12 protein-coding genes are annotated in these 12756 nt (G+C 72.5%); 7 read left to right on the forward strand and 5 right to left on the reverse strand.

Annotated features, from left to right (window positions below; translation table 11 throughout):
* Positions 1–10: 10 nt before the first annotated feature.
* Entirely contained in the window at positions 11–1090 is a 1080-nt protein-coding gene (gene pstS / locus ACIBP6_RS09810) for a phosphate ABC transporter substrate-binding protein PstS (RefSeq protein WP_397050576.1), read from the reverse strand.
* A 244-nt stretch (positions 1091–1334) separates the two neighbouring features.
* Between pstS and ACIBP6_RS09815 the strand changes: the two genes are divergently transcribed.
* The 5 genes from ACIBP6_RS09815 (at position 1335) to ACIBP6_RS09835 (ending at position 5763) form a co-directional block, all read left to right on the forward strand.
* A complete protein-coding gene (locus tag ACIBP6_RS09815; protein WP_397050578.1) occupies positions 1335–2321 on the forward strand; it encodes an aldo/keto reductase in 987 nt (328 codons plus the stop codon).
* A gap of 154 nt (positions 2322–2475) precedes the next feature.
* Positions 2476–3696, forward strand: coding sequence for a cytochrome P450 (locus ACIBP6_RS09820; RefSeq protein WP_397050580.1), 1221 nt, complete (start codon positions 2476–2478; stop codon positions 3694–3696).
* Positions 3690–4349, forward strand: coding sequence for a TetR/AcrR family transcriptional regulator (locus tag ACIBP6_RS09825; RefSeq protein ID WP_397050581.1), 660 nt, complete (start codon positions 3690–3692; stop codon positions 4347–4349). The genes ACIBP6_RS09820 and ACIBP6_RS09825 overlap by 7 nt, the downstream gene beginning before the upstream one ends.
* A gap of 41 nt (positions 4350–4390) precedes the next feature.
* Complete coding sequence (locus tag ACIBP6_RS09830) at positions 4391–4591, forward strand: ferredoxin (protein WP_132618328.1); 201 nt, start codon at positions 4391–4393, stop codon at positions 4589–4591.
* Positions 4588–5763: an NAD(P)/FAD-dependent oxidoreductase gene (locus ACIBP6_RS09835; RefSeq protein ID WP_397050584.1), complete on the forward strand. Its 1176-nt coding sequence runs from the start codon at positions 4588–4590 to the stop codon at positions 5761–5763. The genes ACIBP6_RS09830 and ACIBP6_RS09835 overlap by 4 nt, the downstream gene beginning before the upstream one ends.
* A gap of 7 nt (positions 5764–5770) precedes the next feature.
* On the opposite strand, the gene ACIBP6_RS09840 is transcribed toward ACIBP6_RS09835, so the two are convergent.
* The 4 genes from ACIBP6_RS09840 to ACIBP6_RS09855 all read right to left on the reverse strand — a co-directional run bounded on the left by ACIBP6_RS09840 (position 5771) and on the right by ACIBP6_RS09855 (position 8878).
* The gene (locus ACIBP6_RS09840; RefSeq protein WP_397050585.1) at positions 5771–6241 is read right to left on the reverse strand and encodes a VOC family protein; all 471 of its coding nucleotides are present in this window, start codon (positions 6239–6241) and stop codon (positions 5771–5773) included.
* 92 nt (positions 6242–6333) lie between these two features.
* Complete coding sequence (locus ACIBP6_RS09845; protein WP_132618334.1) at positions 6334–7221, reverse strand: ABC transporter permease; 888 nt, start codon at positions 7219–7221, stop codon at positions 6334–6336.
* An 89-nt stretch (positions 7222–7310) separates the two neighbouring features.
* Entirely contained in the window at positions 7311–7898 is a 588-nt protein-coding gene (locus ACIBP6_RS09850; RefSeq protein WP_397050587.1) for a TetR family transcriptional regulator, read from the reverse strand.
* A 59-nt stretch (positions 7899–7957) separates the two neighbouring features.
* A complete protein-coding gene (locus ACIBP6_RS09855; protein WP_397050589.1) occupies positions 7958–8878 on the reverse strand; it encodes a hypothetical protein in 921 nt (306 codons plus the stop codon).
* Between the two features lie 227 nt (positions 8879–9105).
* Here ACIBP6_RS09855 and ACIBP6_RS09860 point away from each other — a divergent pair, with 227 nt between their 5' ends.
* Together ACIBP6_RS09860 and ACIBP6_RS09865 are read left to right on the forward strand one after the other, a co-directional pair.
* Entirely contained in the window at positions 9106–9855 is a 750-nt protein-coding gene (locus ACIBP6_RS09860) for an HAD-IA family hydrolase (protein WP_397050591.1), read from the forward strand.
* Positions 9852–12755 (forward strand): pyridoxamine 5'-phosphate oxidase family protein, encoded by a 2904-nt coding sequence (locus ACIBP6_RS09865; RefSeq protein ID WP_397050593.1) that lies wholly within the window; start codon positions 9852–9854, stop codon positions 12753–12755. Before ACIBP6_RS09860 ends, ACIBP6_RS09865 begins: the two co-directional genes overlap by 4 nt.
* Position 12756: the final 1 nt, after the last annotated feature.

Raw genomic sequence — 12756 nt, forward strand, 5'->3', positions numbered from 1 at the left:
CCGGGTTCCTTCAGGTGGTGACGCCGAGCCGGGCGCGTACGCGGACGAGGAGGTCCTGCGGGAGCGGGCCGTAGCCGTGCAGGGAGAGGTAGGACTGGCCGGCGTCGCTCACGGTGTAGCTCAGGAAGGTGCGCACCAGCGGGTCCAGGTCGTTCAGGCAGACGATCTCGTACGTGAGCAGCACGATGGGATAGGCGTTGCCGCGTTTGGCCAGGTAGTCGAACTCCACCACCAGATCGTCGTCGCCGCCGACGATGCGGACATCCTCCAGCGCCTGGCTGGCGGTCTGCGGAGAGAGCGCGACGAACCGGCCCGAGGCGTTGCGCACCTTGGCGGTGCGCAGGCGTGCGTCGCCGGCGAACCCGTACTCCACGTACCCGATGGAATCCTCGGTGTGCTGGACGACCCGGGCGATGTCCGTCGAACCCGTAACGCCTTGCCCAGCACCGGTCCACGTACGGGACGGCGGGTGCGGCCAGCGGCCCGCCGCCTTCAGATAGGCGGTGAAGTTGTACGTCGTGCCCGAGTCGTCGGAGTGGTGGAAGACCCGGATGCCGGTGTGCGGCAAGCTCGCGCCGGCGTTGTCGGCGGCGATCTCCGGGGAGTCCCATCTGGTGATCCGCCCGCTGAAGATGCCGGTCAAGGTGGCCGGCGAGACTTTCAGATCCGGCACTGACGGCAGGTTGTAGGTCACCGCGATGGGGCCGACCACCATGGGCAGGTGCACCGCCTTGCCGCCGCATCGCCGGTCGGCCAGCGCCTGTTCCCCTGGTCGCATCGGGACGTCGGAGCCGGCGAAGGCGGTGGTGCCGGCGATGAAATCGCGGATGCCGGCCCCTGACCCGTTGGCCCGGTAGTCCACCCGCAGTTCGGGATGGATGCGATGAAACTCGGCACGCCAGGCGTCCATCGCGCCCTTCTGCGCGGTTGAGCCGGAGCCGGAGATCGATGCCAGGATCCGGGTGCCCTCGGGCGCCTCGCCCACGTCGTCGCGAGTCAGGAGTGCGACCCCGCCCAGGCCGACGGCGAAGGCCGCCAGGATCAGCACGGCCAGCAGCCCCGGCCAAGCGGCCCGCCTCAGGTTCGCCACCCGACCCAGACTATGAACCGCCGGTTTCGGCGCACGTTAATCACTCGTCAAGCTAGCGGACATAAACGGTCGTGAGCCCGCATCCCGTTCCGTGCCTCCCACCACGTGCAGGCCAGGTCCACGGCATCCGCTGAGCCGAGCACACTGCCCGGCACCGCTTGACCTGTAGTCCACTCCAGGTCCCAGAATCCCGTTCCGTGGCCCGCCGTTGCACGGGCTTGGGAAACCGGATGGGAGTGACGCCATGAGGTACCGGACGATCGGCGCCGACCCGGCGCGGCGGCGTGAGGTGAGCGTGCTCGCCCTCGGCGCGATGTGGTTCGGCTCGGTGACGGACGAGAGAACGTCCTTCGCCATCCTCGACCGTTACGTGGAGGCCGGCGGGACGTTCATCGACACCTCCGACAACTACGCCTTCTGGGTCGACGGCGGTCAGGGCGGCCAGAGCGAGAAGCTGCTGGGGCGCTGGCTGCGCAGCCGGGGCGCCGACGGGCAGGTGGTGATCGCCACCAAGGTGGGCGCCCGGCCGCTCGCGCCCGGGACCGGCTATCACGACAACGCCGAGGGACTGTCGGCGAAGGTGATCCGGGAGTCCGCCGAGCGCAGCCTGGAACGGCTCGGCGTGGACCGGATCGACCTGCTCTACGCGCACATCGAGGACCGTACGGTGCCGCTGACCGAAACGGTCGGGGCCTTCGGCGAACTGGTGGCGCAGGGCACGGTGAAACTGCTCGGGGTGAGCAACCACGCGATCTGGCGGGTGGAGCGGGCCCGCGCCCTGGCCGCCGCGTCGGGGGTGGCCGGGTACGAGGTGCTGCAGTACCAGCACAGCTACCTGCGGCCTCGCCAGGACGTTCCCGACCGGCTCTTCGAGGACGGCAACCTCGGGCACGCCGGCGCCGAACTGCGCAGCTATCTGCGTGCCGAGCCGGACCTGACGTTGGTCGCCTACTCGCCGCTGCTGGCCGGCGCCTACTCCAGGCAGGACAAGCCCCTGGCGCCGGACTACGACCACCCCGGCACGCCGCCCCGGCTGCAGGCGCTGCGGCAGGTCGCGAAGGAGTGCGGAGCCACCGTGAACCAGGTGGTGCTGGCCTGGCAGATGGGCGGCCCGTTCCCGATCATCCCCTTGGCCGGGGCATCGTCAGTGGCGCAGTTGGAGGAGAACCTCGCCGCCGTGGACCTGGAGCTGACCGGGGACCAGCGCGCCCGCCTGGACGCGGCCTGCTGACGCGGCGCGGATACGGGTGACCGCGTGTCGGTGCGCCGGTGCCGGCCGCGGTCCTCATGCTCGCCAGCTGGCGGTAGATTTTAAATCAACCGCTTGACTTAATCCCGACATGTCGATTTACTGTCGCTGAAATCGCAGGTCAGAGGAGGCCACAGTGAGCCAAGGTGACGTACAGCAGACGCTGAGCTATCCCATCCCCAGCGAGGCGGCCCTGGAACCGCCCGCGGAGTGGGCCCTCCTGCGCCAGAAGTGCCCGGTCGCGAAGGTACAGCTGCCCAGCGGCGACGAGGCGAAGCTGGTGACGCGTTACGACGACGTCAAGCAGGTCCTCGCCGACCCGCGCTTCACCCGCCAGCTCACCGCGGACGACGCGGCGCGGCTCACCGACAGCGAGTCGGGCGGCGTGTTCAACAGCGAGATGTCGAAGATCATCCCCGATCACGGCGAGGGTCACCTGCGCTGGCGCAGACTGGTCGGCAAGTGGTTCACCGCCAAGCGCATGGCGGCCCTGCGGCCCCAGATGGCCGCCATCGCCGAGCAGCTCATCGACGAGATGGTCGAGCGCGGCCAGCCGGCCGACCTCAAGGCCAGCCTCGGGTTCCCGCTGCCCGTCTACGTGATCTGCGACATGCTCGGCGTGCCCGCCGACGACCGCGACCGTTTCTCGCGCTGGTCCGACATGCTGCTGAACCTCACCCGTTACACGGGCGAGGAGAGCACCGCGGCGCAGGTGGAGTTCTTCACGTACATGTCCGGGCACGTCGCCGCCAAGCGGGCCGAGCCGGGCGACGACCTGCTCAGCGAGCTGATCAAGCAGAGCGCCGTCGAGGGCGAGGGCCTGTCCGACATGGAGCTGCTCGCCACGGGCATCGGCCTGCTGGTCGCCGGGCACGAGACCACCGCCAACATGATCGGCAAGATGGTCTCGATGCTGCTGGCCGACCGTACGCGCTGGGAGGCGCTGCTCGCCGACCCGTCCCTCGTCCGCACGGCGGTGGAGGAGTCGCTGCGCTTCGACGCCAACTCCGGCTTCGGCCTGCCCCGCTACCTGCCCGAGGAGGCGGAGGTCGGCGGGACCGTGCTGCCCCGTGGCACCACCGTGATCTGCAACATGGCCGCGGCCAACCGCGACGACGGCGCCTTCGACAACGCCGGCGAGATGGACCTGCGGCGCAGCCCCAACCCGCACCTGGCTTTCGGCTCCGGCGCCCACTCGTGCCTCGGGCAGTCCCTGGCCCGTACGGAGCTGCAGGTCGTGCTGGAGGTGCTGCTGCGCAGGCTGCCCACCCTGGAGCTCGCGGTGCCGGTCGACGACCTGCAGCGGGTCGAGGGGCTCATCGTCGGAGGGTTGCGCGAAGTACCGGTTCGGTGGTGACCGTGCCCGCCAGGGCCGTGCACCCCGGGCGGGCCGGCGCCACCCGCGAGCAGATCCTGACCGCGGCGGAGCGCCTCTTCGCCGAGCACGGGGTGTACGCCGTGTCCAACCGTCAGGTCAGCGAGGCCGCGGGGCAGGGCAACAACGCGGCGGTCGGCTACCACTTCGGCACCAAGGCCGACCTGGTACGGGCGATCATGCGCAAGCACGCCGCCCCGATGGAGTCCGTCCGCCGTGAGCTGGTGGCGGAGACGGACGACGCGGCCGGCGTACGGGGGTGGGTGACGTGCCTGGTGCGCCCGATAACCACCCATCTGGCGGCCCTGGCGCACCCGACGTGGTTCGCGCGGTTCGCCGCCCAGGTCATGACCGACCCGGTGCTGCGCCCGATCATCATGGAGGAGGCGCTCACCTCGCCCACGCTGCAGCGGATCATCGACGGACTGAACCGTTGCCTACCGCACCTGCCCGCCGAGGTGCGGGCCGAGCGCGACGACATGGCCCGCCAGCTCCTGGTCCACATGTGCGCCGAACGGGAGCGGGCCCTCGCCGAGGGCCGGCCCACCTTCCGGTCCAGCTGGCACGACGCCGGGACCGGGCTGATCGACGCGATCACCGGCTTGTGGCTGGCCCCTGTCACGAGCCCCGAGTAATCAGCACGAGTAACCAGCACGAGTAACAGAGGGAAACCAGGATGAAAGTCACCGTTGACGAGGAAAAGTGCTGCGGCGCGGGCCAGTGCGTGCTGCTCGCGCCGGACGTGTTCGACCAGCGCGAGGATGACGGCATCGTGGTGCTGCTCGACGCGGCGCCGTCCGAGGAACTGCACGCGACGGTGCGCGAGGCGGCGGCCGTCTGCCCCGCGGCCGCGATCGACGTGGACGAGAGCGCGTGAGCGTGCCGTCCGGTGTGGTGGTGGTCGGCGCCTCCGCGGCCGGGCTGGCCACCGCGGAGGCGCTGCGCCGTAAGGGCTACCGCGGCGAGGTGAGCGTGGTGGGCGCCGAGCCGCACCTGCCGTACGACCGTCCGCCGCTGTCGAAGCAGGTTCTGTCGGGGGCCTGGGACCCGGAGCGGGCCCGGCTGCGGACGGAGGAGGCGCTGGCGGCGCTGCGGGCCGAGTTCGTGCTCGGCGACCCGGCGGTGGCCCTGGACGCGACGGCCCGCACGGTCCGCACGGCCTCCGGGCGTGTCCTGGGCGGTGACGCCGTGGTCGTGGCGACGGGGCTGCGGGCCCGCAGGCTGCCCGGCCAGGACGGGCTGTCCGGCGTCCACGTGCTGCGCACCCTGGACGACGCCCTGGCGCTGCGGGCCGAACTGCCGGAGTCCGTACGGCTCGTGGTGGTCGGCGAGGGGGTGCTCGGCGCGGAGATCGCCGCGACCGCGCGCGGGCTGGGGGCGGAGGTCACCATGGCGGGCCCGCAACCGGCGCCGCTGGCCGCCCAGCTCGGGCCGATGGTCGCGGACCTGCTGGCCGGGCTGCACGCCGAGCGCGGGGTCGCCCTGCGGCTCGGCACCGGCGTCACCGGGCTGACCGGGCAGGACGGCCGGGTCACCGGCGTGCGCCTGGGCACCGGCGAGGTGCTGCCGGCCGACGTGGTCGTGGTCGCGATCGGCGCCGAACCCGCGACCGGCTGGCTCGCGGGCAGCGGGCTGCGGGTGGCCGACGGCGTCGTGTGTGACTCACGCTGCCGCGCGGCCGAGGGCGTGTACGCGGTCGGCGACGTGGCCCGCTGGGAGCACGCCACGCTGGGCTCGCTGCGGCTGGAGAACCGGACGAACGCCGTCGAGCAGGCGCTCGCCGTCGCCGACAACATCCTGGGCGCCGAGCGGCACTACAGCCCCGTGCCGTACTTCTGGACCGACCAGTTCGACGCCAAGATCCATGTGTACGGGCTGCCGTCGGCCGCGGCCGAGGTGAGCGTCGTGGAGGGCGACCCGGCCGGGCGCCGCTTCGTCGCGCTCTACCGCGAGGACGGCCGGGTCACCGGCGTGCTCGGCTGGAACATGCCCAAGCAGGCCCGGCTGCGCCGCCAGGAGCTCGTCGAAGCCCTGACCCCGGCTTTGTGACGCGCGCTCATCCGCTCCGCGAGTCGTCGCGGCCGAAGCCTTCGAGCGACTCGCGTTCGTCCTCGGTGCGCAGCTCCTGGAAGACGGTGATGTGCAGGCCGGCGGGCGCGTCGAGGCGGGCGTTGAGCGACTGCCACGGCGTGACCACGGGCGGCGCGACCTCCGTGGCGCCCGCCTCGACCAGCCGCCCGGTCGTCCCGCGGGTGTCGTCCACCTCGAAGGCCACCCGGATGTGGGGGGCCACCTGCCGGCCCACCTCCACCTCGTCGATCATCTTCTTCTGCGCGGGGTCGGCGATCTCGAGCGTGGCGCGGCCGGCGTCGAGGATCGCCACGCGCGCGCCGTCGCCGCTGGTGAAGGCGGCCTGCTCGGGGAGGCCCAGCACGTCGCGGTAGAAGGCCAGCGCGGCCTCGTAGTCGTCCGCCTCGACCACCAGCCTGAGCTGGCGGACGGCGGGTTTGTCCGCGGGAGAGGTCATGGGGTCTCCTTCGCCGGTGCGACGGTCGTGGTGCCCTGATCAACCGCGCTGCCGCGTCGTTTCATCCCGTCGTACGGGCCCCGTGCGAAGCGCTAGCCGCGGCCGTACCTGTCCTCGGCGCGCCAGAAGTACCAGAAGCCGGCCACCAGGGCGACCACGGCCCAGACCAGGCACGACAGCCACACCGCCTGCGGCGGGTTGTGGCTGCCGATGAGGATGTCGCGCATCCACTCGATGTACGAGGCCGCCGGGTTCAGGTACATCGCCGTGGCCACCCAGTCCGGCAGGCCGGCGGTGCCGACCACCTTGTCGTGGATGGCGAAGAACACGCCGGAGGCGTACAGCCAGGTGCGCATGATGAACGGCAGCAGCTGGTTGAGGTCGCGCAGCTGGGCGCCGAGCCGGGCCAGCACCAGACCGGCGCCGATGTTGAACAGCGTCTGCAGCACCAGCACGACCGGGATCATCAGCCAGAACCACGTCACCGGCTCCCCGGTGATCAGCACGATGATCACCAGCACGCCCATGGAGATGACCAGCTGCTGCAGCTCCTGGATCGTGTACGCCAGCGGCAGCGACGCGCGCGGGAAGTGCAGGGCCCGGATCAGCGACAGGTTCCCGGAGATGGACCTGGCGCCGGCGCTCACCGTCCGCTGGGTGTAGGTGAAGACGAACATCCCGGTCAGCAGGAACGCCGTGTAGTTCTCGATGTTCCTGCTGCCGCCCAGGATGAGGCCGAACATCACGTAGTAGATCGCGGCGTTCAGCAGCGGGGTGATGACCTGCCAGAGCTGTCCGAGGGCCGAGCCGGAGTATTTCGAGACGTTGCGCGAGGTGGCGTACGTCAGGACGAAGTGCCGCCGCTGCCAGAGCTGGCGCAGGTAGACGGGGAACCTGGGCCGGGCGATGGCGGGGCGCAGCCCGTGCCGGCGGGCCAGCTCCGCCAGCGACTGCGGTGCGGTGTCTTCCACTTGGCTCATGTGCACCTCGTGACCGATGGGGCCGTACGGTTGACGATCATTCCCTCCCCCGGGGGACGGCGATCCCGTTCCTGGCGGGAGCGTCGTTCTCAGGTGGCGGCGTACGGCCGCAGCGCCTGGTCGACGGATTCGCGCATCGCCTCGGCGAGGGGGCCTTCCGCGGTCAGGGCCCACACGATGAGCGTGCCGTTGTAGGCGATCTGGACCGCGCGGGCCAGCGGGCCGACGTCGGCGGGGCCGGAGAGCTCGCCGGCGCTCACGGCGTCCGCGAGCAGGCCGGCGATCTCGTCGCGGGTGCGGCGGGCGTGCTCGGCCGCGTGCGCGCGGAACTCCGGGTCGGTCAGGTCGAGCTGGAGGAAGCCGAGGCTGCCGGCCAGCTCGCGCGGGCCGGCGACGCCCTCGGCCAGGCGGGCGAGGGCGGCCCGCAGCGCCTCCAGCGGCGAGCCGTGCTCCTTCCTGGCCCGCTGGAACGGCAGCCCGGCCACCTCGGCGGCATGAGCGGCGAAGGCGAGCAGCAGCCCGCGTTTGGAGCCGAACCGCTGCACCAGCGTGGCGGGGGCGAGGCCGGCCTCCTGCGCGACCGCGGCCAGCGTGAGCCCCTGCGGCCCATGGCGCTCGATCGCGCGCGCGGTGGCCCGCAGGATCGCCTCGTCGCTGGTCGTACGCGGTCTGCCCATACGGTTCTCCCGGAGGTTTCCTGAATGCGCGTGTAGAAATTAGCAGCACCGTCCCGGCTTCAGGACGGCGGGCGCACGCCCGTCACCGCGAAGCGTTCGACGGTCGCGACGTGTCCGCCGGTGGAGGCGACGACGGTGAGCGTCCTGCCCGGCGCGGCGGCGTAGGCGACCCGGGCCGACCAGGGGGCGTCCTCGCCTCCGGCCGGTACGCAGCACTCCTCGCCCGCCGGGCCGCCGGAACCCGGGCGCAGGACCTGGATCCTGATGCTCTCGTCCACGCCGGTGATGCGCCCGCCCACGGTCAGCGGGGAGCCCGCGGTCGCGCCGTACGAGGGACGGGTGAGGGTGAACGAGGTGTCGTCGGTGCCGACGACCTCCCAGGGGGCGTCCTCGCCTGTTCCGTACCGGACGAGGTGGACGACGGCGGCGACGAGCGGGCGGCGTACCTCCTCGCTGCGGAAGCCGACGTGGACGCGGGCGTGCCGGCCGTCGAGGACCGTCTTGACGGCCTGGTCGATCTCGGCGAAGCCGAGGTAGTCGCGGGTGAACGCCAAGGCGGTGCGGCGGGCGTCCAGGTGCCAGGCGCCGGTGCCGTTCTCGCGGTGGGCGCGCTGCCAGGCGGCCACCTCCGCGGGGCCGGAGAAGGGCCACAGCGGCTGGTAGTGGCCCTCGACGAGCACCTCGCGGCCCTCACCCGGATCGGGCCGTCCGTCGCTCGCGCCGGGAGCCGGTGTGCCGGACGGACCGGAGGTGCCGGTGGGCACGGGCGCGCCGGTGGACGGCGTGCCGGTCGGCGCGGGTGTCCCGGTGGGGTCCGGCGTGCCGCCGGACGGGGTGGCGGGCGGGGTGGCGGGCGGGGTGGCGGGCGGGGTGGCGGGCGGCGCGGAGGAGGCGGTCGCCGTCGCCCGGGACTCCCCCGCGCCACCGCAACCGGCCAGCACCGGCCCGAGCACCCCCAGCCCGGCGACCGCCAGCCTCACCACACCGATCCTGAACGCCCCCGGCCTGGACACGGCCGCCCTGATGCCCCGTCTCGCCGGAGGCGGTGGGGATCCGCCTGTGAACGACCTCATACCGGCACCCTCCTGGCGAACACGCGGCGGCCTGACGCGGAAGACGTACCCCGGTCCGGCCAGGCGCACGTCCGTGCAGGTCATTGGGGGGCGATCGCAGGGCTGGCGAGCGTGTTGGCGGGTATGCGTCCGATATGGCCACTTTTGACCTGACCAACCTGCGCGCCGTCGTGTTCGACACCGACGGAGTGGTCACGGATACCGCCCGCGTCCACGCCGCAGCCTGGAAACACGTGTTCGACGCCTTCCTGCGCGGCAGGTCGGCCCCGTTCGACCTGCCCTCCGACTACCTGGCCTACGTCGACGGCCGCCCGCGCCTGGACGGCGTACGGACGTTCCTCGCCTCGCGCGGCATCTCGCTGCCCGAGGGAGGCCCGGACGACGAGCCGGGCGCCCCTACCGTGCACGGGCTCGGCCTGGCGAAGGACGCGCTGTTCCGCCAGGAGATCGACCGGCGCGGCGCGGCGCCGTTCACGTCCACCGTGGCGCTGCTGCACGAGCTGCGGCGGCGCGGCTGCCGCACCGGGGTGGTGTCGGCGAGCCGGCACTGCCGGGCGATCGTCGCGTCGGCGGGGCTGCTGCACCTGTTCGACGTGCTGGTGGACGGCAACGACATGGCGGAGCTGGGCCTGCCGGGCAAGCCGGACCCGTCGCTGTTCCTGGAGGCCGCGCGCCGCCTGGAGCTGCCCGCCTCGGCGATCGCGATCGTGGAGGACGCGCTGCCCGGCGTCGAGGCCGGCCGCAGGGGCGGCTTCGGCCTGGTGGTGGCGGTGGACCGCAGCGACACGCAGGCCGCCGCCATGCTGGCCGCCGGGGCGGACGTCGTCGTGGCGGACCTGGCCGACGCCGACGTGACCGGACGGGTGCCCGTGGGGCGGCGATGAACTCCTGGACCCTGACCTACAACGGCTTCCGCCCGGAGGGCGAGGGCCTGCGCGAGGCGCTGTGCACGCTGGGCAACGGCCGCTTCGCCACCCGTGGCGCCACCCCCGACGGCGGCCCGCGGACCGCCGGCACGTACCTGGCCGGCTGCTACGACCGCCTGGACTCGGTGGTGGCCGGGCGTACCGTGACGAACGAGGACATCGTCAACCTGCCCGACTGGCTGCCGCTGACGTTCGCGACGCCGGGGTCCGGCTGGTTCCACCCGGACACGGCCGACCTGCCGCTCTACCGGTACGAGCTGGACATGCGGCGCGGCCTGCTGCTGCGCGACCTGCGCTGGCGCGACGGAGAGGGCCGGATCACCCGTGTGCGCCAGCGCCGCCTGGTGTCGATGGCCGACCCGTACCTGGCCGCCATGGAGACGACGTTCACCGCCGAGAACTGGTCGGGCCCGCTGCGTGTGAGCACCGGGCTGGAGGGACGGGTGCACAACTGCGCCGTGGCCCGTTACCGCGCCCTGCGCGGTGACCACCTCACCGGGCACGCGACCGGCACCGAGGGCGACCTGGCCTGGCTGACGGCGTCCACGCGTGCCTCGCACGTGACCGTGGCGCTGGCCGCCCGGATCGACGGGGACGCGCCCGCCGCCCGCCCGTCGCTCGGCCTCGGGCACGTCAGCTCCGAGCACGTGCTGGACCTCGCCCGGGGCGAGCCGGCCGTGCTGACGAAGATCGTGTCGCTGACGTCGTCGCGCGACCCGGCCAGCCACGACCCGCGCTCGTCGGCGCTGCGGCACGTACGCCGGGCGCCGGGCTTCGGCGAGCTGCTGGCCCGCCACGAGGCCGCCTGGGAGCGGCTGTGGCGGCACGCCTGCCTCGACGTGGACGGCCCCGAGCTGTCGCAGAACGTCCACCTGCACATCTTCCACCTGCTGCAGACGCTGTCGCCGCACACCGCCGACCTGGACGCCGGGGTGCCGTCCCGCGGCCTGCACGGGGAGGCGTACCGGGGGCACGTGTTCTGGGACGAGCTGTTCGTGCTGCCCTGGCTCGACCTGCGCTTCCCGGAGATCGCGCGCGGCCTGCTGCGCTACCGCTGGCGGCGCCTGCCCGAGGCCAGGGACGCCGCCAGGGAGGCGGGGTACGAGGGCGCGATGTTCCCGTGGCAGAGCGGCAGCGACGGCCGCGAGGAGACCCAGACCGTGCATCTCAACCCGGCGTCGGGGAACTGGCTGCCGGACAACTCCCGCCTGCAGCGGCACGTCGGCCTGGCCATCGCCTACAACGTCTGGCACCACTACCTGGCCACCGGCTCCATGCCGACGTGGTGCGGCGAGCTGCTGCTGGACATCGCGCGGTTCTTCGCCTCGCTCACCGTGCGCACCGACGGCCGCTACGAGATCCGCGGGGTGATGGGCCCGGACGAGTACCACGACGCCTACCCTGACGCCGCCGTCCCCGGCCTGGCCAACAACGCCTACACCAACGTCATGACGGCGTGGCTGATGCTGCGCGCCCGCGACACCGCCCAGCTCGTCCCGCATCTCGCGCCCTCGGCGGACGAGCTGGCCCGCTGGGACGACATCAGCCGCCGCATGCGGGTCGACTTCCACGACGGCGTCATCAGCCAGTTCACCGGGTACGGCGACCTGCTGGAGCTCGACTGGGACCGCTACCGCGGCGTGCGCCGCCTGGACCGGGCGCTGGAGGCCGACGGCGACGACGTCAACCGCTACAAGGCGTCGAAGCAGGCCGACACGCTCATGATCTTCTACCTGCTGTCCTCGGGCGAGCTGAGCGAGATCATGGAGCGGCTCGGTTACCCGGTCGACCCGGACCTGATCCCGCGCACGATCGCGTACTACCTGGAGCGCACCAGCCACGGCTCCACGCTGAGCGCCGTCGTGCACGCGTGGGTGCTGTCGCGCTCCAACCGCCCGCAGTCGTGGAAGTTCTTCACCGAGGCCCTCGCCAGCGACGTCAAGGACGTGCAGGGCGGCACCACCGCCGAGGGCATCCACCTGGGCGCCATGGGCGGCACGCTCGACCTGCTGCAGCGCTGCTACCTCGGGCTGGAGCTGCGGCGGGACGGGCTGCGGCTGGATCCGGCGGTGCCCCACCGGCTCGGCCTGGTGACCGTGCCGATCCACTACCGGGGGCGCCGGGTGTTCATCGACGCCGACCACCGTGTGGCTCGCGTGAACGGCGTCCCGCGACGTTCCTACACACGAGGAGAACCGATCATGCCAGGCACCGGTGATCTCGGACGGCGCATCATCCACCACCGCGAGCGGCTCGGCGCGACCCGCGAGCAGGTCGCCGAGAAGGCGCAGATGTCGCCGGGCTATCTGAAGTACCTGGAGGAGAACGCCGACACCCCCGACACCGGCACCCTCTACCGGCTGGCCAACGCGCTGGACACCACGGCGGCGGAGCTGCTGGGCGGCGGTCAGGACCGGCCGCCGGGCCAGGGTCCGGCCATGGCGCATCCGACGCTGGAGCGCCTGGACGAGACCGAGGCCCTGCGGCTGATCGAGCCCGGGGGCATCGGGCGGGTGGCGTTCAACGGCCTGCACGGGCTGACCGTGCTTCCGGTCAACTACAAGATGCACCACGGCGACATCGTGTTCCGCACCGCCGCCGGCGGCCCCATGGACAAGGAACTGCGCAGCGGGGTGGAGGGCGTCGAGATCAAGATCGGGTTCGAGGTCGACAGGATCGACGAGGCGAACCGTGAAGGGTGGAGCGTGCTGGTGCAGGGCCCGGCGCACCACGTGCCGCCGGAGGAGGTGGACGAGGTGGCCGGGGCGGGGGTGACGCCGTGGGCCGGCGGTGAGCGGCGGCTCTACATCCGCATCTCCCCTCATCAGATCACCGGCCGCCGCATCCACGGCGTGTGAG

Origin of the sequence: Nonomuraea terrae, assembly GCF_044465245.1 — a bacterium.
Taxonomy (GTDB): Bacteria; Actinomycetota; Actinomycetes; order Streptosporangiales; family Streptosporangiaceae; genus Nonomuraea; species Nonomuraea terrae.

Coding starts and splice junctions, on each gene's coding strand:
- ACIBP6_RS09815 (WP_397050578.1), top strand. CDS start 1,335: ATGAGGTACCGGACGATCGGCGCCGACCCGGCGCGGCGGCGTGAGGTG.
- ACIBP6_RS09830 (WP_132618328.1), top strand. CDS start 4,391: ATGAAAGTCACCGTTGACGAGGAAAAGTGCTGCGGCGCGGGCCAGTGC.
- ACIBP6_RS09840 (WP_397050585.1), bottom strand. CDS start 6,241: ATGACCTCTCCCGCGGACAAACCCGCCGTCCGCCAGCTCAGGCTGGTG.
- ACIBP6_RS09845 (WP_132618334.1), bottom strand. CDS start 7,221: ATGAGCCAAGTGGAAGACACCGCACCGCAGTCGCTGGCGGAGCTGGCC.
- ACIBP6_RS09850 (WP_397050587.1), bottom strand. CDS start 7,898: ATGGGCAGACCGCGTACGACCAGCGACGAGGCGATCCTGCGGGCCACC.
- ACIBP6_RS09860 (WP_397050591.1), top strand. CDS start 9,106: ATGGCCACTTTTGACCTGACCAACCTGCGCGCCGTCGTGTTCGACACC.
- ACIBP6_RS09865 (WP_397050593.1), top strand. CDS start 9,852: ATGAACTCCTGGACCCTGACCTACAACGGCTTCCGCCCGGAGGGCGAG.